The organism is Staphylococcus hominis subsp. hominis, from assembly GCF_002901845.1.
GTDB classification, from domain to species: Bacteria; Bacillota; Bacilli; order Staphylococcales; family Staphylococcaceae; genus Staphylococcus; species Staphylococcus hominis.
The window spans coordinates 210,732-230,807 of the sequence record NZ_PPQE01000025.1 but is presented as its reverse complement, the minus strand read 5'-3'; the positions used below and the strand labels follow the sequence as shown (position 1 = coordinate 230,807).

At 31.3% G+C, this 20,076-nt stretch carries 23 protein-coding genes and 1 pseudogene; 4 read left to right on the top strand and 20 right to left on the bottom strand.

What is annotated here, in order from left to right:
* Window positions 1–732: pseudogene (locus tag CD034_RS02745) on the top strand (NAD(P)/FAD-dependent oxidoreductase); the annotation flags it as partial.
* A gap of 91 nt (window positions 733–823) precedes the next feature.
* On the opposite strand, the gene CD034_RS02740 reads toward CD034_RS02745, so the two are convergent.
* A complete protein-coding gene (locus tag CD034_RS02740; RefSeq protein WP_002448149.1) occupies window positions 824–1,147 on the bottom strand; it encodes a YuzD family protein in 324 nt (107 codons plus the stop codon).
* A 103-nt stretch (window positions 1,148–1,250) separates the two neighbouring features.
* Between CD034_RS02740 and CD034_RS02735 the strand changes: the two genes are divergently transcribed.
* A complete protein-coding gene (locus tag CD034_RS02735) occupies window positions 1,251–1,493 on the top strand; it encodes a NifU family protein (RefSeq protein ID WP_002433501.1) in 243 nt (80 codons plus the stop codon).
* A 64-nt stretch (window positions 1,494–1,557) separates the two neighbouring features.
* Here CD034_RS02735 and dltD read toward each other — a convergent pair whose 3' ends face one another.
* From dltD to CD034_RS02700, 7 genes are all read right to left on the bottom strand, one after another.
* Complete coding sequence (gene dltD, locus CD034_RS02730; protein ID WP_002448173.1) at window positions 1,558–2,718, bottom strand: D-alanyl-lipoteichoic acid biosynthesis protein DltD; 1,161 nt, start codon at window positions 2,716–2,718, stop codon at window positions 1,558–1,560.
* Window positions 2,715–2,951 carry a D-alanine--poly(phosphoribitol) ligase subunit 2 gene (gene dltC, locus CD034_RS02725; protein ID WP_002448193.1) on the bottom strand — a complete coding sequence of 79 codons (237 nt, stop codon included), beginning with the start codon at window positions 2,949–2,951 and terminating at the stop codon, window positions 2,715–2,717. Before dltC ends, dltD begins: the two co-directional genes overlap by 4 nt.
* A 15-nt stretch (window positions 2,952–2,966) precedes the next feature.
* Entirely contained in the window at window positions 2,967–4,181 is a 1,215-nt protein-coding gene (gene dltB, locus CD034_RS02720; RefSeq protein WP_002455557.1) for a D-alanyl-lipoteichoic acid biosynthesis protein DltB, read from the bottom strand.
* Complete coding sequence (gene dltA / locus CD034_RS02715) at window positions 4,178–5,632, bottom strand: D-alanine--poly(phosphoribitol) ligase subunit DltA (protein WP_002455558.1); 1,455 nt, start codon at window positions 5,630–5,632, stop codon at window positions 4,178–4,180. Before dltA ends, dltB begins: the two co-directional genes overlap by 4 nt.
* A 14-nt stretch (window positions 5,633–5,646) precedes the next feature.
* Window positions 5,647–5,817, bottom strand: a complete 171-nt coding sequence (locus CD034_RS02710) for a teichoic acid D-Ala incorporation-associated protein DltX (protein ID WP_002455559.1) — start codon at window positions 5,815–5,817, stop codon at window positions 5,647–5,649.
* A 335-nt stretch (window positions 5,818–6,152) separates the two neighbouring features.
* Complete coding sequence (nucF, locus tag CD034_RS02705; RefSeq protein ID WP_002448132.1) at window positions 6,153–6,941, bottom strand: 5' nucleotidase NucF; 789 nt, start codon at window positions 6,939–6,941, stop codon at window positions 6,153–6,155.
* Entirely contained in the window at window positions 6,941–7,375 is a 435-nt protein-coding gene (locus CD034_RS02700) for a DUF86 domain-containing protein (protein ID WP_002448033.1), read from the bottom strand. Before CD034_RS02700 ends, nucF begins: the two co-directional genes overlap by 1 nt.
* A gap of 102 nt (window positions 7,376–7,477) precedes the next feature.
* On the opposite strand from CD034_RS02700, the gene CD034_RS02695 reads away from it, so the two are divergent.
* Window positions 7,478–7,744, top strand: a complete 267-nt coding sequence (locus CD034_RS02695) for a DUF3055 domain-containing protein (RefSeq protein ID WP_002448201.1) — start codon at window positions 7,478–7,480, stop codon at window positions 7,742–7,744.
* 53 nt (window positions 7,745–7,797) lie between these two features.
* Here the strand turns inward: CD034_RS02695 and CD034_RS02690 are convergent, their stop codons facing one another.
* The 11 genes from CD034_RS02690 to sufC all read right to left on the bottom strand — a co-directional run bounded on the left by CD034_RS02690 (window position 7,798) and on the right by sufC (window position 18,509).
* Window positions 7,798–8,184, bottom strand: coding sequence for a YutD family protein (locus tag CD034_RS02690; protein WP_002455560.1), 387 nt, complete (start codon window positions 8,182–8,184; stop codon window positions 7,798–7,800).
* Window positions 8,185–8,387: 203 nt separating this feature from the next.
* A complete protein-coding gene (lipA, locus tag CD034_RS02685; RefSeq protein WP_002448197.1) occupies window positions 8,388–9,308 on the bottom strand; it encodes a lipoyl synthase in 921 nt (306 codons plus the stop codon).
* Between the two features lie 111 nt (window positions 9,309–9,419).
* Window positions 9,420–10,751 carry a bifunctional metallophosphatase/5'-nucleotidase gene (locus CD034_RS02680; RefSeq protein WP_002455561.1) on the bottom strand — a complete coding sequence of 444 codons (1,332 nt, stop codon included), beginning with the start codon at window positions 10,749–10,751 and terminating at the stop codon, window positions 9,420–9,422.
* A 19-nt stretch (window positions 10,752–10,770) separates the two neighbouring features.
* Window positions 10,771–11,598: a sulfite exporter TauE/SafE family protein gene (locus tag CD034_RS02675; protein ID WP_103288099.1), complete on the bottom strand. Its 828-nt coding sequence runs from the start codon at window positions 11,596–11,598 to the stop codon at window positions 10,771–10,773.
* Between the two features lie 13 nt (window positions 11,599–11,611).
* Window positions 11,612–12,460, bottom strand: coding sequence for a DUF72 domain-containing protein (locus CD034_RS02670; protein ID WP_002448225.1), 849 nt, complete (start codon window positions 12,458–12,460; stop codon window positions 11,612–11,614).
* A gap of 168 nt (window positions 12,461–12,628) precedes the next feature.
* The gene (locus CD034_RS11360; RefSeq protein ID WP_002488333.1) at window positions 12,629–12,763 is read right to left on the bottom strand and encodes a hypothetical protein; all 135 of its coding nucleotides are present in this window, start codon (window positions 12,761–12,763) and stop codon (window positions 12,629–12,631) included.
* Between the two features lie 263 nt (window positions 12,764–13,026).
* The gene (gene sufB / locus CD034_RS02665) at window positions 13,027–14,424 is read right to left on the bottom strand and encodes a Fe-S cluster assembly protein SufB (RefSeq protein ID WP_002448087.1); all 1,398 of its coding nucleotides are present in this window, start codon (window positions 14,422–14,424) and stop codon (window positions 13,027–13,029) included.
* 161 nt (window positions 14,425–14,585) lie between these two features.
* Window positions 14,586–15,047 carry a Fe-S cluster assembly sulfur transfer protein SufU gene (gene sufU / locus CD034_RS02660; protein WP_002448166.1) on the bottom strand — a complete coding sequence of 154 codons (462 nt, stop codon included), beginning with the start codon at window positions 15,045–15,047 and terminating at the stop codon, window positions 14,586–14,588.
* Entirely contained in the window at window positions 15,037–16,287 is a 1,251-nt protein-coding gene (locus tag CD034_RS02655) for a cysteine desulfurase (protein WP_172457916.1), read from the bottom strand. The genes sufU and CD034_RS02655 overlap by 11 nt, the downstream gene beginning before the upstream one ends.
* A 30-nt stretch (window positions 16,288–16,317) precedes the next feature.
* Window positions 16,318–17,625: a Fe-S cluster assembly protein SufD gene (gene sufD, locus CD034_RS02650; RefSeq protein ID WP_002448151.1), complete on the bottom strand. Its 1,308-nt coding sequence runs from the start codon at window positions 17,623–17,625 to the stop codon at window positions 16,318–16,320.
* Between the two features lie 122 nt (window positions 17,626–17,747).
* Window positions 17,748–18,509, bottom strand: coding sequence for a Fe-S cluster assembly ATPase SufC (gene sufC / locus CD034_RS02645; RefSeq protein ID WP_002448050.1), 762 nt, complete (start codon window positions 18,507–18,509; stop codon window positions 17,748–17,750).
* Window positions 18,510–18,832: 323 nt separating this feature from the next.
* Here sufC and popT point away from each other — a divergent pair, with 323 nt between their 5' ends.
* Complete coding sequence (gene popT, locus CD034_RS02640) at window positions 18,833–19,690, top strand: polyprenyl-phosphate transporter PopT (protein WP_002448183.1); 858 nt, start codon at window positions 18,833–18,835, stop codon at window positions 19,688–19,690.
* A 63-nt stretch (window positions 19,691–19,753) separates the two neighbouring features.
* On the opposite strand, the gene CD034_RS02635 is transcribed toward popT, so the two are convergent.
* Window positions 19,754–19,939, bottom strand: coding sequence for a CsbD family protein (locus CD034_RS02635; RefSeq protein ID WP_002448111.1), 186 nt, complete (start codon window positions 19,937–19,939; stop codon window positions 19,754–19,756).
* Window positions 19,940–20,076 lie beyond the last annotated feature (137 nt).

Sequence of the window (20,076 nt, the reverse complement as noted above, 5' to 3'; positions counted from 1 at the left end):
CTAGGAGCTAAAGAATACACTCATAGTATTCAAACGCTTTCTAAAGCCCGTGAAACGTTTCATAGTATTAGCGAGCTACCTAAAGGAGCGCGTGTTGGAATTGTAGGAGCTGGTTTGAGTGGTATTGAATTAGCAAGTGAACTACGTGAAAGTCGCACAGATTTAGAAATTATTTTATATGATCGTGGACCTCGTATATTAAGAAATTTTCCAGAAAAATTAAGTAATTATATTGCGAAGTGGTTCCGCGAAAATAATGTAAACGTGGTTCCTAATTCATTGATTGATAAAGTTGAGCAAGGAACAATTTATAATAATGGTACACCAGAACCTGTTGATATTGTAGTATGGACAGCAGGTATTCAACCTGTTGAAATTGTAAGGAAACTGCCTATTGATACTAATAAAAGTGGTCGCGTTATCGTTAATCAATATCATCAAGTACCGACTTATAAAAATGTTTATGTAGTTGGAGATTGCGCAGCTTTACCACATGCGCCAAGTGCTCAATTAGCAGAAGTACAGGGGGATCAAATTGCCGATGTACTAAAAAAACAATGGAATCATGAACCACTTCCTGAAAAAATGCCTGAATTAAAAGTTCAAGGTTTCTTAGGTTCTCTAGGAGAGAAAAAAGGGTTTGCCTATATTATGGATCGTACAGTTACAGGACGTCTAGCGCATATATTAAAATCAGGTGTTTTATGGCTATATAAATATCATAATGGATAAATACAACTGGGAAGCGGGACAGAATTTAATTTCAATTCATCATCTCAAGCTTCCCCTCATTTTTATAAAAAATCGAATACTCCACTTTGCATTAGTTATTTATAATATATTGATCTATAAAATGAGTCACTTTTTTTGACTGAATATAACCGTCAGCCACATATTCATCGTTCATTGTAATAAGCGGGTAAAACAACTCATCATTTTCAATTTGCTCAATATATTGTTGATCATGATCACTTAAATTTTCAGTTTCTTTTTGAAAATCGATATATGTATATTCGAAATGAATATTAGGATATTTTCTTTCTAATAATGGTTTTAGCCACTCATACGTATTTTTAGAAGTTGGTGCATTGACACAACTAGCACACACTACATCCGCACCGTAAACAACAACACTTACTTTTGTCATATATTAATCCCCCGTTTAGTTTTATAGATTTTTCTTTCTTTATCTATTATAATAAATTAATAATAAGTTTATGAAGTATTTTACTTGAAAGGAGACATATCTCATGCCTACTGAGAATGCAACAATGTTTGATCAAGTAGCCGAAGTTATTGAACGTTTACGTCCGTTTTTATTACGTGACGGAGGAGATTGTACATTAGTCGATGTAGAAGATGGCATCGTAAAATTACAATTACATGGTGCGTGTGGAACATGCCCAAGCTCAACTATTACATTAAAAGCAGGTATAGAACGTGCTTTACACGAAGAAGTACCAGGCGTTATAGAAGTAGAACAAGTTTTCTAACGATATAAATTAAAGACACCCTACATTCAGTATTTAATCAGAATAGGGTGTCTTTTTTCATTTATCATTTAGAATGAGCTTGATAATCGTTCATATGTTTTTCAATTTGACGATCCATGTATACCCAACCTTTCCAACCTACATGTACTACATCACTTAATACATATTTTTCATAGTCTTTATTTGACATATCATACACTTTGCCACCATGTCCGACAACAGTTTTATGTATTTTTTTATAGACAGGTTCACGTGTTGAACGGTGAATACCTAAATGATCGTACCATTTACCATTTACTGGAAGAATAACATATTGTACATCAGCACCTGCTTGATGCATTGTATCTACTAGTAAAGATAAATCCTTAAACTCTGGTGAATTCATTTTAAATTCATATTGGCGACGATTCATTGGTTTTTTATGCATTAGTTTTTTCCAATATTCGTTACGGATACCATAACCATTAGAAGTAGAACGTTTTTCACCAAGTTGCACTGCTTTATTACTCATGTTTTTCCAAGAATCATTGGGTGATGTAAGTGAGTGCACATGAGTTAATGGTGATTTATCTAATGAAAAGTATGTTTTTATTGCCTCAATTTTAAGAAGTTGACTTTCTTTAAACTTAGAAATATAACGACCTTTTGGGTTGCTTGGATCTTTTACTAATTCTTTTAAATATTCCTTATTAGGAACACTTCTAAATTTTAATAATCGTTTAGCATAGCGTTGTTTTAACTCTGAAGGCATATCCTTTTGTTGAAATATCTGATTGATTTGATTTGGTGTCGTACGTGCAGCCATATCCATATCATTAACGCCATGTGTACTAAACCATTGTGGTGAAATGATAAATGTCATCTTTTTACCTTTAAGTTGATCATATTGACCCGCTAATTCAATAGCATTAATTAAATCTGTATTACCACCCGTACCAACTAAGAATACAGGCTTTGTATTTTTTCGATGATGCATTGCTATCGCAGGATTAAACGGGTCACGTTTATTTAACTCACTTGAACCATAAAGTGGATAATATTTATCATTACTAAATAATTGATTTTGAATGAGCGTACCTTTAAGTACTTGATCAGTTAGTGACGTTCTATTATCAGCAAGTGTCTTATTGTTAACGAGACCAGTAAACCAACTCGCAGGCATTAATACAAAAGCTAAAAATATGATTCCACTAATAAGAATTGGTAAAAATGGTTTGAATTTCATCGTAATTCTTCTAAAGCTTCAACAATTTTATTAGGAGTTGCCCATTCATCACGATCAAAATCCATAATTGATACTTCAATTCCTAATCTATTTTGAATTTCTAATAATAATCCAACTGTTTGAAATGAATCAATAATTCCTTCTTCAAAAATCTCAACATCTGGGTTTTCTTTAACTACGTCATTTTCTGCTACATCAGCTAATACATCTAAAACTTGTTCTCTAAATTCCATCATTTATTTCTCCCTTTAAATTAATTTTCCTGAGAATATTAAGAAGCCAAATGCTACAAAATGGAATGTGATAATAACACTTAATGCTGTAGCAAAACCATTTTGAAAGCGAGGTGGATGTTTCTTTCTCCAGCGTTCATAATATCCATATCCGATAAACATTAAACCGTGATAAATACCATATACAATATAAAATACTTCTAATCCGTGCCATACACCCATAATAAAGAAATTTAAGAAGAAGGCAAAATTTGACATTGCAAATTGATTCTTCATTATTTTTTTACGAGACATATAGAACAATGTTCTCATATAAACACAGTCTCTAAACCAGAATGATAATGACATATGCCATCTATTCCAGAAATCTTTAATGTTACGTGCTTTAAACGGCTGTTTAAAGTTTGGTGGTGTATTAATGCCATATAGATAACTCACTGCTATTGCAAATAAACTATAACCTGCAAAGTCAAAAAATAAGTAAAAGCTATAGGCATACATATATAACCATTTATGAGTAAAACCATGTAAATGCATTAATAATGGCATAATTGCATATACATTAATTAAATGAGCAATAATATATTTATATAAGAAGCCCATCATAATCATATGAATCGCTTTAACTACCATACCTCTGTATTGCTCACCAGTTGGTATTTTTTTATCGTCTTTGACAAAACGTTTATAACGGTCGATGGGTCCTGAAGATACTGTTGGAAAGAATGAAATAAATTGAATCAATTTCCCCACTTTAATTTCTTTAATAGAACCATCTCTAATTTCCATTATAAGTTGTACACTTTTAAAAGTAACATATGAGATTCCTAAGAATCCGACAAATTCAATTAACTTATGTTCATGGAAATGTATTTGATGTCCACCTAACCATGAACTTTGTAATATTTTAACAAGTGCTAAAGGTAAAATAGATAAAATCATAATAATTAAAAATTTAATAAAAGTATTATTTTTTTGTCGTGATTTGTAATACCACATGATTAATAGCACTTGCCATATTAAATAAATTACAAAACTGATTAATTGAACACTTAAATATTTCTGTCCAAATAAATTGTATGTATCTGAAGAGAAAATAATCACAATCATAATCACTGTACTTATCCCATTATATACATAGCTTCGCTTACCTAAAAATCCGAGTATGATGACTGGTAAAAGAACGATAAATGCGACTAAGAAGAAGGTAAACGTACCATAAGGAATCATGCGTCGATATCCTCTGCAACTTGTTTACGATCAAGTTTTCCATTTGATGTTAATGGAAGTTGTTCCATCCAAACGAATTTTCTCGGAATCATATATTCAGGTAAGCGAGATTTCAATTCATTTTTAATGTTTCTGGTCATCTCTAAGTCATTATCAACTTTTTTAGTAGGTACAATAGCACCTACAAGATAAACAACTTTTCCATTTTTATAAATTGGCACAACAACAGTTTCTCTAACGTATTTTGAGTGTCTTAGTTGTGTTTCAATTTCTTCTAGTTCCATGCGATAACCGTTTAACTTTATTTGAAAATCGATACGTCCTTGGATAAACCAATAACCATCTTTTTCAATAGCTTTATCACCCGTGTGATAAATGCGAACGCCATTATCAAACTTAAATACTGCTTCAGTTTTTTCTTTGTTTTTTAGATATCCTAAACTCACACTTGTTCCTTTAATAACAAGTTCACCTTCATCAGTTGTTGATAGTGTAGTATTCGGTCTTGCTACACCTACTGGAAGTGGATTATAACGTTCTAAAATCTCGGGTGTGATTTTTACACCAGTAACTGCAACTGTCGCTTCCGTTGGTCCATATGTGTTATAAACAATTGCATTTGGATATCTATCAACAAGTGCTTTAGCTGTTCTATGCGGTAAAATTTCTCCACAAAAGAAGAAATGATTTAAACTTGGATAATCTTTTTCATTAAGGTTAGGAAGTAATAAACACATTTCTATAAATGATGGTGTTGATACCCAAGCATTAATTGGCGTTTGAACAAGCATTTCATTTAATAACTTCGGTTTTTTTATCATATCTTTATCTACTAAGTTAAGTGTTCCACCAGATGTTAAACATGGATAAATTGCCATTACAGATAAATCAAATGAAAATGGTGCTTGGTTCAACCACTCCTGATGATTATCTGTTTCATTTAATGAGACCATCCATTCTGCAAATTCTATTAAACTCGCATACTCAATTTGCACACCTTTAGGCTCACCTGTAGAACCAGAAGTGAATATAGTATAAACAACATCTGTTTTATCCATTTGACTATCAAAAACAATAGGATAATCAGAATGTTTAATATCTTCGATTGTAAGTTCTTTCCTTGGTTGATTCACACTTGAATCAGTTGTATTTAAAATAAATGTTGGATCTACTTTATTCATAATCATTTCTACACGTTCTATTGGAACTGACGTATCAATTGGGACATAGCCACATCCTGCTTTGATTGCTCCTATCATTCCAACTACCATATATGGTGACATATGACCATAGATGATTAATGGTTTATTTGTATCTTGCAAATAATGTGCTAGCTTACTAGATTCTTCTATAAGTTGACGATACGTTAACTCATCTGATTTATGTCTAATAGCTACTCGATCTGGATTTCTTTGTCCAATATCATTAATTAAATTTATAATATCTGTCATCCTTTGACTCCTTACTAGAATTCGTTATATATAAAGTTATTATGTGTATCGCCTGAACCATATATAAGATACAAAGCTATAAAAATTGCTAAGTATAGAATAGTCAGTAGATATGGTTTTGCTTTTTCATAAAAAACACTTATTTTTTTAGTTTCTCTCAATTGAATATTGCACCTCACAAACATTGCTATTTATTTTGAAGAACAATTCTACTTATTTTATATTTAGTAAAGTTATCTTACTATCAAGAAATATTATATCGCACTTTTATTTTTACACTTTATTATATAAAAATATTAATTATATATCAAATTTATTTTATATAATAATTAGCGAGTGTTAAATATGTATCTATCTTATCCGATATGTCCTTATTCTTATCTTTGATATTCTATATATTAGTACTAATGGTTACATATCACAATTACACAGAGCATAACAAAACTGTTAGATATAAAAACTTCTTATTACTCATATCATCAATTTAAGTAATAAGAAGTTATCATAGAAATTATTTTTATTAATTAGTATTACTTTCTAATTCAGCTATAGCCACATTCAAATCTTTAAATGAATAGGTTGGCTTTGGTTGTTTAGTTTGAATTTCTTCATAAGATGTTACACCTGTTTGTACATGTACCGTATCCATCCCCACATTAATACCAGACATTATATCTGTATCATACAAATCTCCCACCATAGCCACTTCAGACTTATCTAGTTTCAATATATCTAAAGCAATTTGCATGATTATGGTTTCTGGTTTACCAATAAATTGTGGCTGTTGTCCAGTAGATACACTAACTACACTTGTAATAGCTCCATTTCCAGGTAAGAAGCCTCTTTCTTTAGGAATTGAGACATCTGGATTCGTAGAGATAAATTTTGCACCTTTACGTACTGCTAAAGTAGCTATTGCAAGTTTTTCATATGTGACTGCTTCATCTAAACCGATAACTACGTAATCTACATTCTCATCTTCTTTTACGGTTAAACCTGCATCGGTTAATGCTGTTCTTAAACCATTACCTCCTAGCATATACACACTAGCTTGACTATTTTCTTCTGCAATGTAATTTGCCGTAGCTAGAGCAGAAGTAACTACTTCGTCTGGTTTAGCGTCAATCTTCATTTCTTTTAACTTTTCTGTTACTTCTTCAGGCGTCTTAGTAGAGTTATTAGTAACATATAAATGAGGAATATCGTTTTTGTTCAAATAATCGATAAATTGAGCAGCACCATCAATTTCTGCTGTACCCATATACATTGTTCCATCTAAATCGATTAAATAACCTTTATAATTTTTCATTATGAATAATCTCCTTTTCCAAAAGCGGTAATTGGCACATTTTCTTTTTTTAGAAATTGAGTAACTTCTTTCACAAATTGTCGATAATACGGTATTGAGGTGTCAAATAATGGTACAAGTGTTTCAACTTCTAATTCTGTATAATGATGTGCAAACTGTTTTCTGATTTCAACTGTATCATTAATATGGTTTTGTGTATCTTTGGAAATCACCCCTTCAAGTTCTAAAATATCAATAACATCTTTATAGTTACCAGGATCTCTCAAAATAAAAGCGTCAATAATCATATTTCCAATATCTACTGATGATTCAATTAACATTTGCGCAATACGTTCAAATGCATAATGATTTGATTTATTTGTTTCATAATCCTTAATAAGCTGATTTAAATATTTTATTTTAAGTGCTAATTTATCTTTATCTACAAAATACATATCGGTCACCTCTTATTATTATTATCATATCATAGTTTTGCATCATGCATCATTTGTCGTTATACTAATTTCACATATTAAAAATAAAGGAGCATGACTGATATGATAGATATGTTTCTGTACGATGATGAGGAACAATCGCAAGCACAATTTGTAGGATTTGTAGGTGAACATAGTCGCTATGATTTAATGCTTATTCAGACCGATCGTCATTACGGCAAAACACTGGTATTAAATCTTCAAACTAATAAATTTGGCATCATAGGCACAGACGATATTGAAGAAGAAGGATATATTGCTCATATATTAGGTGTCTCTCAAGAAGAAAGCGAAGAAATCATTGAATATCTAAATCAAGTTATTCAATAAATGAAAGGTCAAAACAATGTATATTTTGTGAATATCATTGTTTTGACCTTTCATTATTTATTATTCTTTTTTTCAGTAGATTGTGTAGTTTGTATTGTTGGTTTTATTTTCACATCATGCAATTTATCTTCTACTTCATCTACACTAGTTAATTCTAATCGTTCATTCTCATTAATATGTCTCACTATAAAATATGGACAACCAAAATTACAATATTCCAAAATATAATCTTGGATGGTTGAAAAACGTTTTGAAATTTCAGCTTTTTTATTTGAATCTTTATAAAATCCTTTTAAACGTAATTGATCATAACCAAAATCTCCAACTACAAAATCATATTTATCAAGTATATCTGAATATCTTGAAGCAAATAATTCTTCATCAAAGCATTCTCTATAATCTTCAATTAATTCAAAATACTGTTGATTAACTCTAATCATAATAAGTCACCTTTAATTATAATTATAATAAAAACTTAGATTGCCTATTTTAAAGAAAAAGAGCAATCTAAGTTTTAGCATCTACCTATTAATAAACATTCTTAATTGACTTTATGTACTCATATCATTGTTTCATAAGATAATATGACTTCATTATGTGATATCGCTTAAAAGAAAGTTTATTTTAAATTTTTGGGTTAATATTATTTTTGTTGTAACTGTTCTTCTCCAAGACGGTGTTTTTCTTTTGCCGCTTCATTTACTTGTTCATCAGCATGATAAGAACTTCGTACCATTGGACCAGCTTCACAATGTTTAAATCCTTTTTCCATTGCAATTTTTCTTAATTTACCAAATTCTAATGGAGTATAGTATTTTTCAACTTTTAAGTGTTTACGTGATGGTTGTAAATACTGACCAATTGTTAAAATATCAACATCATTTGCACGTAAGTCATCCATTGTTTCATAAATTTCTTCCAATGTTTCACCTAAACCTACCATTAAACTTGATTTAGTTGGAATATCAGGTTGTAACTCTTTAGAACGACGTAAGAATTCTAATGTTCTGTCGTAAGTCGCACGCGCACGAACTCTTGGAGTTAAGCGTCGTACTGTTTCAATGTTATGGTTTAAAATATCTGGTCTTGAAGCCATTAGTGTTTCAAGTGCTTCATAATCCCCACCCATATCTGACGGTAAAATTTCAATTGTCGTATATGGATTACGTTCACGTACTTTACGAACTGTTTCTGCATATACATTAGACCCTGCATCTCTTAAATCATCACGTGCAACAGCTGTGATAACAACATGTTTAAGATTCATTAGTTCTACAGACTCTGCAACACGTTCTGGTTCATTTAAATCTAGTTCATTAGGTAAGCCAGTTTTTACTGCACAGAAACGACAAGCTCTTGTACATACCGCACCTAAAATCATAAATGTAGCCGTACGTCTAGCTCCCCAACATTCATGTATATTTGGACATTTTGCTTCTTCACAAACTGTATGTAAATTTTTCTCACGCATCATTTTCTTGAGGCCGATGTAGTTTTCATTAGTGTTTAGCTTTATTTTCAACCAATCTGGTTTACGTAAAATCTCTTCATTTTTAGTAGCCATAACAACACATACCCTCCTGTTTAATCTATCTTCAACTATTATAACGAAATTTACATTAAATTAAAATGTAATAACTTATAAAATTAAGACATAACTATGAACATTTGTGTACTAAGAAGAATGATGCATTTGAATTAATTTTTCTTTAAAGATATCTCTTAAAAATTCCGGCATTAAATAATCAATCGATGTTCCTTTTAATAATGGGAAATATCTTCCAAATGTATACATATCTACAGTTCCTAATATATAGGTACGGTTATCTTCTATTTCTTGTCCATCTACAAAGAAGCGATGTTCTGATTGAATAAATCCACATTTATATAATATATAACCACCAAAAATATCGCCTCTAAATCCTAACCCTTGGACATGTTCATACATATATTCTTGCTTTTGACTTTTTAAGATTACCTTTTTCAATTCAGAACCTTTCAAACGTACACGAACTAAGTTGATTGGATGAGGTAACATAGTATGGATATCGTATTCAGTAAGTTGATCGCCCTCGATACTATTAACGATTAATCCAGCATTAATAATTGTACAATCTGCATTTGTAAACTCATACACACTTTCTGCAAGTAAATAAGTCGTTTTTGTAATCACATTTGTTCTACTAGATAAAGAAACTGGCTTATTAATAATCGCCTTATTCATCAAATCTTTTCCTTCTTCATCAAAATGTGTTTTAACGACTGGTAATGTGTCTACTGGATGTAATGTAGCCTCTTTAGTAATTACTGTTTTATTTTCAATCGTTAAATTCACTTCTCCAAGATAATATCCATATTTCCCTGCTGCTGCCATAAGTACACCATTATTGACTTCACCATGATTAAAATGATGATGTGTGTGGCTTCCTAGTATTACGTCTATCTCTGGGATTTCTTGACATAATTTTTCATCAAAAAAGACACCTACATGACTCATAACTATTAATACATCGTATTGTCCTTTGCGTTGTTCAATTTCGTCTTTGATGGCTTCTAATGGGTCTGTCACAATCCAATCAAGTGCTCGATAGAATGGCGTGAAAGGTGCCGTGGCTGCTACAAATAAAAAGCGCACATCCTCTATTTCTTTTATATAAGATGTGGCAATATGACGAGGTAAGTGGCCATCTTCGTCTAAAACATTAGCACATATGACTTTAAATTGTGCATCATTGTAAAGATTGTTTAATGCTTCATGAGAAATAGTCATTCCTTCATTATTCCCAATTGTAGCAATATCACAATGAGCCTCATTTAAAAGTTCAACATTCTTTTTGCCCATAGTTGCTTCTGTTACTGGTGTAGATAAATCAACATGATCACCAATATCTAAATAAAGTGAAGGGTGTTGAAGTTCAGGTCGGTGTTCAGCCATGTACGTCATAATACGTGCATATTCATTAAGGTGGCTATGAATGTCATTTGTATGAAAAATTGTAAGCTTCACTTAAATTCCTCCTGTTTTTTTATAGAAACGATTTAATAATTAGATATACACCCATAATTAACATTACTGTGCGTAATAATAATACTACTGTTTCTGATTTAATCGAGTGATTTATTTTTACTCCAATTTGAGCGCCAATATAACTAGAAATGATTAGAATAATTGAATATGACCAAGCAACATGACCTTGAATAATATGACCAATTGAACTCATTACACTTGAAAAGAAAATCATCATCATGCTTGTCCCTACTGCTACATGAGGTGGAAATCTAAATACTATAAGCATTAAAGGAGTCATCAACGCTCCACCACCAATCCCAAATAAACCTGTAAGTACACCTATAAATAATGTAGCAAAGAAGGCAAACATAGGTGGAACGCTATAATGATATGTCATCCCTTTAGCATCGATGTATGTTTTACGATACTTTTCCTTATCGAATATTTTAAATGGTTTAATTTTATGTCTAATCATCAATAAAATAGATATACAGATCATAAAAATACCAAAGTATAAATTAAACGAATTTAATGTTAAATATCTGCTTAAAAATGAACCAATAAGTGAACCGGGTAATAATCCAAATAAAAATATAGAGCCATTTTTAATATCTACTTGCTTTGTTTTCAAATAACCAACAGATGAAGAAAGTCCAGTTACAATAAGAATAACCGATGACGTACCAATTGCAATCTGAGTAGTGATGCCGTGTAACAGATGATGGTTCACTCCTAAATACACTAAAGTAGGTACGATAATTATACCGCCACCAATACCTACTAAAGAACCTAATACTGCAGATAATAATCCAATTAAAACTAATAAAATCATTGTTAAAAACATTATAATTCGCCTCTTAGAAAAATTTTAATTGCTGAGGTGCTAAGCCTGTATACTCTATATCTAAAATATCTTGATAGGTTTTAGCATTTTGAGCTGCATGACCACCAGAATTATTATTAAAAATGACATAGACCTTTTTAGCTTTTTGTTCTAATATTTGAACTTTATTCGCTAAATCTTTTAATTCATTTTCATTATAATTATATAAATATCTGACATCTCGCCACTCTTGATCTGTCATATCTTTTTTAGTCCAACCATGCTGATTTCTACCATGATAACGCACAAAAGCAGTACTAGAAGTTATACGATTGACTAACGGTATAGACCCATCTTTAATTTGTGGTTCATCTACGACCGCATGAATAATTTGATGTTCGGTTAAAAACATTAAAGTTTGTTCTTTAAATTGGGAATTAAACCAAGATTGATGTCTAAATTCTACACACATGGGGATATCTTCTAGCTGTTGTCGAACATACAAAATATAATTTATATTTTGAGCTGTACAATCAAACCAAGGTGGAAATTGCACAAGTACCATTGCTAATTTATGATGTGCAATCAGTGGTTCAAGCATGTGTCTAAATTGTTTAAATAGTTCAGATCGTGAATCAGCATAAGTTTTATAATCTGAGTGAAGCGTCAATGCTTGATGAATCTTAACGATAAACTGAAACTTATCTGGTGTTTCATTGATCCATTTCAATATATTACGTTCAGGTTGGATAGCATAATATGAGGCATCAAGTTCAACAACAGGAAAATGACTCGCATACGTACGTAATTTATCTGTTTGTCTTTCAAGATCTTCATATAAAGAATAATGATCTCCCCATCCAGTTAGACCGATATTAATCATTTTTATCACCAGATATATGATACCACATTCAAAATTAATATATCACTTGTTGTATACTAACTTTACATTTTCTTATTACTTTAAAATCGTCACTATAACACCCTAAGTGCGCGTTAATAACTGATTAATTTGTAAAAATAATTAATCTATTAAATCATTCACTTTTGATTAGTAGCTAACCGGGGATCCACTCCAATTATGGGTAAATTCACTATCTCCATTTGTAACTACTTGTCTTCTAATAGATTGTATTAACTGATTTTGAACTGGATAAGATGGAATATCGCCCTCATAATTAATCATTACTTGAACAAATTGACTACTACTTCGGGCATACTTACCACTTCTGAATCCGTATTACCTACTATATTGGCTTGAATAATTGGTTATTTAATAGTTCAGTCAAACAATGATCACACTATTGCATTATAAACATCAATATTTGACTTATCACCTGTTCTATATATATTAAATGTTTACTTCTTTTTAATATACTTGAAAAACAAAAGAACTAGAATGTTAAACATTCTAGTTCTTTTAACTATTAGCTTAAGCTATATCTTAAATTATCCAATTGAACCTTCCATTTCAAATTTAATAAGACGGTTCATTTCTACAGCATACTCCATTGGTAATTCTTTAGTAAATGGTTCGATGAATCCCATAACAATCATCTCTGTTGCTTCTTCTTCAGAAATCCCTCTACTCATTAGATAGAATAATTGTTCTTCAGATACTTTAGAAACTTTCGCTTCATGTTCTAATGAAATATTATCATTAAATACTTCATTATATGGAATTGTGTCTGAAGTTGATTCGTTATCTAGAATTAATGTATCGCATTCGATATTTGAACGCGCACCTTTAGCTTTGCGTCCAAAGTGAACGATACCGCGATAGATTACTTTACCACCGTTTTTAGAAATTGATTTAGATACGATAGTTGAAGATGTATTTGGGGCTTTATGAATCATTTTAGCACCTGCATCTTGAACTTGACCTTTACCCGCAAATGCGATGGATAATGTACTACCTTTCGCACCTTCACCTAATAATACACAGTTAGGGTATTTCATTGTTAACTTAGAACCTAAGTTACCGTCAACCCATTCCATATTACCATTTTCATGAACAAACGTACGTTTAGTAACTAAGTTATACACATTGTTAGCCCAGTTTTGGATAGTAGTATAACGAACATGTGCATCTTTATGAACAATAATTTCAACTACTGCTGAGTGTAATGAACTTGTAGTATATACTGGTGCAGTACAACCCTCAACATAGTTTACTGAAGCCCCTTCATCAGCAATAATTAATGTACGTTCGAATTGACCCATATTTTCTGAGTTAATTCGGAAGTACGCTTGTAATGGTGTATCTAATTTAACGTTTTTAGGTACATAGATGAATGAACCACCTGACCATACTGCTGAATTTAATGCTGCGAATTTATTATCAGCTGCTGGAACAACAGAAGCAAAGTATTCTTTAAATAAGTCTTCATTTTCACGTAAAGCACTGTCTGTATCTTTAAAGATTATCCCTTTTTCTTCTAATTCTTTTTCCATATTATGATATACAACTTCTGATTCATATTGTGCAGAAACACCAGCTAAATATTTTTGTTCTGCTTCTGGTATACCTAATTTATCAAATGTACGTTTAATTTCTTCAGGTACTTCATCCCAAGAACGTTCAGTATGCTCTGAAGGCTTAACATAATAAGTAATGTCATCAAAATTCAACTCTGATAAATCGCCACCCCATTGAGGCATTGGGATTTTATAGAATAGTTTTAAAGCTTTTAATCGGAAATTAAGCATCCATTCTGGTTCTTCTTTCATCTTAGAAATTTCTCTAACAATATTTTCTGTTAGACCACGTTCTGATCTGAAAATGGAAACATCCTCATCATGGAAACCATATTTATAATCTCCAACATCAGGTGCTTTTTTAGCCATTTCAATCACTCCTTAAATATATTTAAAACGATATGCGCATCATTTATCTTTCACTACTATCTATAGTCATTGTAACAACATGCAAACTATATAAAAAGAAATATGTGTAAAATGTCACAGCACCATAGTGCTTAGAATAACATTTATTACCTATTCGTATTTTATTCTTCAGTTGTACCTTCTGCTTTACCTTCTTTTTGCACTGTACCTTTTTCTAAAGCTTTCCACGCTAACGTTGCACATTTAATACGCGCTGGGAATTGAGAAACGCCTTGTAATGCTTCTACATCTCCCATATCTTCAGTGATGTTATAATCTTCACCTAACATCATTTTAGTAAATTCTTGACTCATTTGCATTGCTTCACCTAATGAATGACCTTTAACTGCTTCAGTCATCATCGATGCACTTGACATTGAAATTGAGCAACCTTCACCTTCGAATTTCGCCTCTTGAATGATACCATCTTCGATATCAAATGTTAGTCTAATGCGATCACCACAAGTAGGATTATTCATATCTACTGTCATTGATCCATTATCTAAAACGCCTTTATTACGAGGATTCTTATAATGATCCATAATTACAGATCTATAAAGTTGATCTAAATTATTAAAACTCATATGAGAAAAACTCCTTCGTTTGTTTCAATGCTTCTACTAATTGGTCAACATCTTCTTTAGTATTATAAATATAAAAACTTGCTCTTGCAGTAGATGATACATTTAACCATTTCATTAATGGTTGCGCACAGTGATGTCCAGCTCTAACAGCGACACCTTCAGTATCTACTGCTGTAGCAACATCATGTGGATGAATATCAGCTAAATTAAAAGTGATCACACCTGCACGTCTTTCTTTAGGGGGACCATATATTTCTAATCCTTCAATTGAAGATAATTGCTCATATGCATATTCTGTTAATTCTTTTTCATGCTGATGAATGGCATCAAAGCCTATATTTTCGATATAACGAATAGCTTCAGCCAATCCAATAGCTTGAGCAATAATCGGTGTACCAGCTTCAAATTTAGTAGGTAAGTCAGCCCATGTTGCATCGTACTTACTTACAAAATCAATCATGTCCCCACCATACTCAACAGGTTCCATGTTTTGAAGTAGTTCACGTTTTCCATATAATACACCAATACCAGTCGGTCCTAACATTTTGTGACCGCTAAAGCTAAAGAAATCAACATCTAAATCTTGAACATCGATATCCATATGAGGTGCAGATTGTGCTCCATCAACACTAATAATAGCACCGTGTTCATGCGCAATCTTAGCAATTGCTTTTATATCATTAATGGTACCTAAGACATTAGACACATGAGTAATAGCTACAATCTTAGTATTGTCATTAATTGTCGATTTGACATCTTCGATTCTTAGTTCACCATCATCAGTCATAGGAATAAATTTTAAAGTAGCTTTTTTTCGTTTAGCTAGCTGTTGCCAAGGCACAATATTAGCATGATGTTCCATCTCTGTCACAACGATTTCGTCGCCTTCGTTAATATTAGCGTCTCCATAACTATGTGCAACAATATTAATTGAAGCAGTCGTACCTCTAGTAAAAATAATTTCTTCAAAATATTTAGCATTAATGAAACGTCGTACTGTCTCACGAGCACTTTCATATCCATCTGTTGCTAAAGAACCTAGAGTATGCACACCACGATGCACATTAGAATTGTAACGTTTATAATAATCATCTAATACATTTAATACTTGCACTGGTGTTTGACTTGTTGCTGTTGAATCAAGATAAGCTAATCGTTTTCCATTAACTTTTTGATTTAGTATAGGAAAGTCTTCAATAATTTCTTGTATGTTTAATGAAGTTTCGGCCACTACCTTCACGACCTTTCTTTTATTGAAAATCTCAATGACTTATTTATTTACTTTAAGTTCGATGACTTCTCGTAATTGACGTTTCACATCTTCAATTGGTAATTCACGGACAACTGGATCTAAGAAACCATGAATAACAAGACGTTCTGCTTCTTTTTGAGAAATACCACGGCTCATTAAGTAGTAAAGTTGTTCTGGGTCAACACGACCAACCGAAGCTGCATGACCTGCTTCAACATCATCTTCATCGATAAGTAGAATAGGGTTCGCATCTCCGCGAGCATGCTCTGAAAGCATTAACACACGAGATTCTTGATTTGCGATAGATTTTGTACCGCCATGCTTAATATATCCAATACCGTTAAATACAGATGAAGCATTTTCACGCATTACACCATGTTTTAAGATATAACCATTTGTTTCCTTACCATATTGAACGATTTTAGATGTTAAGTTAATTTTTTGATCACCAGTACCAACAATGACTGATTTTAGTTCACTTGTTGAACGATCACCAATTAAGTTAGTAGTATTATCAATAATTTGGCTTCCCTCATTCATTAAACCTAAAGCCCAATTAATTGATGCATCTGCTGCCGTCACACCACGACGGATAATGTGACCTGTAAATCCTTTATCTAGATAGTCAACTGAACCATAAGTAATGTTTGAATTTGCTCCTGCAATCACTTCAGAAATAATATTGACTTGATTACCTTCACCACTTGCAGTTGAAAGGTAATTCTCAACATATGTTACTTCAGCACTTTCTTCCGTTACAATAATAGCATGATTAAATAAACTTGCATTCTCATTGTCATGTAATACTACATATTGAATAGGGTCTTCAACTACTACATTTTTAGGGACATATACAAATACGCCACCATTCAATAATGCTGTATGCAAAGCAGTTAATCGATGTTCATCTACTGTAACTGCATCTTTCATTAAATATTTTTCTACTAATTCACTATGATCTTGTAGCGCTTTTGATAAACCTTCAATAATAACATTATTATGATTTGCTTGTTCTGATACTTGTGTGAAAGCTAAATCATTATTATGTTGAATAATTAAATTTTTAGAATTTTCTATATCAATAATATTTTTAACTGATTCAGGAAGTTCTGATACATCATTATATGATTTACTTTCTACATGATGTTGTTTAAATGCATCGAAATCCCATTTTCTTAGTTTTGTTTTATCTGGTTTAGGCATTTCTAAAGTTTCTGTTAATTTCAAAGCTTTTTGACGTAGTTCAGTCATCCAAGAAGGTTCATTTTGTGCTTTAGAATAATCAACAAGTTGTGCTTCAGAAATATTTAAAGTTTCTGTTGTCATAATGCTTTTTCCTCCTACTTGATGAAAAATTTTAGTAACTGAATTGATATATAAACTGTTTATTTCCACATTTTAAAATCAATCAGTTCTTTTTATGAATAGTTTTTATATTATTTAATGACCTATTCAGTTGCACCAAATTCTTCTTTAACCCATTCATAACCTTCTTCTTCAAGACGTTTAGCTAATTCTGGACCGCCTGATTTTACAACTTTACCGCCATACATAACATGTACTTTATCAGGAGTAATATAGTTTAATAAACGTTGATAGTGTGTAATCATTAATGCACCGAAATCTTCACCACGCATTTCATTGATTCCTTTAGAAACGACTTTTAATGCATCAATATCTAAACCTGAGTCAATTTCATCTAAAATCGCAAATTTGGGTTCTAACATCATTAATTGTAAGATTTCATTACGTTTTTTCTCCCCACCTGAGAAACCTTCATTTAAATAACGTTGCGCCATATCTTTATCAATATCTAAGAAATCCATTTGTTTATCTAATTTTTTAATAAATTGCATTAAGTTAATTTCTTGACCTTCTTCACGTTTTGCATTAATCGCTGAACGCATAAAGTCTGCATTTGTTACACCAGTAATTTCTGATGGATATTGCATTGCTAAGAAAAGACCTGCTTTTGCTCTTTCGTCAACCTCTAATTCTAAAATATTTACGCCATCAAGTAATACTTCACCTTGAGTGACTTCATAACTTGGGTGACCCATAATTGCAGAAGATAATGTTGATTTACCTGTACCATTAGGTCCCATGATTGCGTGAACTTCACCAGTATTAATTGTTAAATTAACACCTTTTAAAATTTCTTTATCTTCAATAGACACATGTAAGTCTTTAATTTCCAATGTTGATGACATTTATATTCCCTCCATAAAATATAAAGTTTTCTTAACTAGTTTATAGTAATTTTAATTTATAGTCAAAAAGACTTCTAACACTTTAATACACTTAATTATAACGTAAATAGTCCCCAATATAAACTTATTAAAATGACAAAAAAGATTATATTTTCATCAAAATTGTTTCGAAATGACTTCAATTTTCAAGTGCGACTGATAATCAAAAGGCATCTGTTCTCAATAGGCATCTATATATTAACGATGATTGACTACTTAATATTTCAATGTAAGTTAAAAATTTGGTAGTATTCGTATTAACTTAATAAAGAAAGGAGACCTTTATGACATTCAAATGGAAAAATATTTTAAAAGGATTTGCGATGGGAACTTCAGATTTAGTTCCAGGAATTAGTGGAGGTACCATTGCTTTACTTTTAGGAATATATGATGGTTTTATTTCATCCATTAGTGGATTATTTTCTAAACGATTTTGGCCAAGTCTAAAATTTTTACTTCCTATATTAATAGGAATGATTTTAGCGATTGGTGTACTTAGTAATTTAATTCATTACCTACTCGATCATCATCACGTAATAACGATGTTCTTTTTTACTGGTTTAATTATAGGCATTGTCCCTTACTTATTAAAAACTTCAGATTTTAAAAAAACATTTACAACTAAACACTATGGATTATTAATTTTAGGAATCATAGTTATAGTGACATTAACGTTATTAAATCCTAGCACACAGCAATCAAGTTTAACACTTCAATTATCTTTTAGTCTTATTATTAAATATTTTATAGCAGGTGTTTGTGCTTCTAGTGCAATGCTACTTCCAGGTATCTCTGGCTCATTTATGCTACTTGTATTCGGTGCATATGGAACAATAATGTTAGCTATTGCTAATTTAGCTAAATTTAACTTTACCGGTCTGCCTATATTAATAGTAGTTGGTTTAGGTATTTTATGTGGATTTCTATTTTCAAGCCGTATTATAAAATACTTTTTAACCCACCACTTTATTGGAACATTTGCCTTAATTACTGGTTTTGTTATTGGTTCAATTTATGCTGTATTCCCAGGAATTCCTAAATCACCAGTAGAATGGATTGTTTCGATTATTTCTTTAGTAATAGGATATATAGTAAGTTATTCATTAGGACTGATTACATCTAACAATGATACTCAGACATAATATTCTAAAATAAACAAAAAACGCATGTGTTTAACACATGCGTTCTCTTCTAGTTAAAACGACTTATTTATCGCCTTTTAATTTATCAATAACATCATTTGCTTTATCTTTAACGTTATCAACCACTTCTTTAGCTTTACCTGAAGCTTTGTCGCCTTGACCTTCTTTTTCTAAATCTTTATTATCAGTTGCATTACCAACTGTTTCTTTAATGTTACCTTTAGCTTGTTCAAATTTATCTTCTGCCATTTTAAATTCCTCCTTGTTGAACATTTCATTCTTAAATGATTTTTGTAATATTAACATACCCAATACATATCATGTATAAACATAAATTCTGTTGTTTTTTATATTTTCTGTCTAATTAAAATAATTGTTATAATAAC

What these genes read in the sequence shown, in the direction of transcription:
- CD034_RS02740 (WP_002448149.1), bottom strand. Translation starts at nt 1,147, where the DNA reads ATGACAAAAGTAAGTGTTGTTGTTTACGGTGCGGATGTAGTGTGTGCT.
- CD034_RS02735 (WP_002433501.1), top strand. Translation starts at nt 1,251, where the DNA reads ATGCCTACTGAGAATGCAACAATGTTTGATCAAGTAGCCGAAGTTATT.
- dltD (WP_002448173.1), bottom strand. Translation starts at nt 2,718, where the DNA reads ATGAAATTCAAACCATTTTTACCAATTCTTATTAGTGGAATCATATTT.
- dltC (WP_002448193.1), bottom strand. Translation starts at nt 2,951, where the DNA reads ATGGAATTTAGAGAACAAGTTTTAGATGTATTAGCTGATGTAGCAGAA.
- dltB (WP_002455557.1), bottom strand. Translation starts at nt 4,181, where the DNA reads ATGATTCCTTATGGTACGTTTACCTTCTTCTTAGTCGCATTTATCGTT.
- dltA (WP_002455558.1), bottom strand. Translation starts at nt 5,632, where the DNA reads ATGACAGATATTATAAATTTAATTAATGATATTGGACAAAGAAATCCA.
- CD034_RS02710 (WP_002455559.1), bottom strand. Translation starts at nt 5,817, where the DNA reads ATGTTTGTGAGGTGCAATATTCAATTGAGAGAAACTAAAAAAATAAGT.
- nucF (WP_002448132.1), bottom strand. Translation starts at nt 6,941, where the DNA reads ATGAAAAATTATAAAGGTTATTTAATCGATTTAGATGGAACAATGTAT.
- CD034_RS02700 (WP_002448033.1), bottom strand. Translation starts at nt 7,375, where the DNA reads ATGTATTTTGTAGATAAAGATAAATTAGCACTTAAAATAAAATATTTA.
- CD034_RS02695 (WP_002448201.1), top strand. Translation starts at nt 7,478, where the DNA reads ATGATAGATATGTTTCTGTACGATGATGAGGAACAATCGCAAGCACAA.
- CD034_RS02690 (WP_002455560.1), bottom strand. Translation starts at nt 8,184, where the DNA reads ATGATTAGAGTTAATCAACAGTATTTTGAATTAATTGAAGATTATAGA.
- lipA (WP_002448197.1), bottom strand. Translation starts at nt 9,308, where the DNA reads ATGGCTACTAAAAATGAAGAGATTTTACGTAAACCAGATTGGTTGAAA.
- CD034_RS02675 (WP_103288099.1), bottom strand. Translation starts at nt 11,598, where the DNA reads ATGTTTTTAACAATGATTTTATTAGTTTTAATTGGATTATTATCTGCA.
- CD034_RS02670 (WP_002448225.1), bottom strand. Translation starts at nt 12,460, where the DNA reads ATGATTAATATCGGTCTAACTGGATGGGGAGATCATTATTCTTTATAT.
- CD034_RS11360 (WP_002488333.1), bottom strand. Translation starts at nt 12,763, where the DNA reads ATGATTAATTATGAGGGCGATATTCCATCTTATCCAGTTCAAAATCAG.
- sufB (WP_002448087.1), bottom strand. Translation starts at nt 14,424, where the DNA reads ATGGCTAAAAAAGCACCTGATGTTGGAGATTATAAATATGGTTTCCAT.
- sufU (WP_002448166.1), bottom strand. Translation starts at nt 15,047, where the DNA reads ATGAGTTTTAATAATTTAGATCAACTTTATAGATCTGTAATTATGGAT.
- sufD (WP_002448151.1), bottom strand. Translation starts at nt 17,625, where the DNA reads ATGACAACAGAAACTTTAAATATTTCTGAAGCACAACTTGTTGATTAT.
- sufC (WP_002448050.1), bottom strand. Translation starts at nt 18,509, where the DNA reads ATGTCATCAACATTGGAAATTAAAGACTTACATGTGTCTATTGAAGAT.
- popT (WP_002448183.1), top strand. Translation starts at nt 18,833, where the DNA reads ATGACATTCAAATGGAAAAATATTTTAAAAGGATTTGCGATGGGAACT.
- CD034_RS02635 (WP_002448111.1), bottom strand. Translation starts at nt 19,939, where the DNA reads ATGGCAGAAGATAAATTTGAACAAGCTAAAGGTAACATTAAAGAAACA.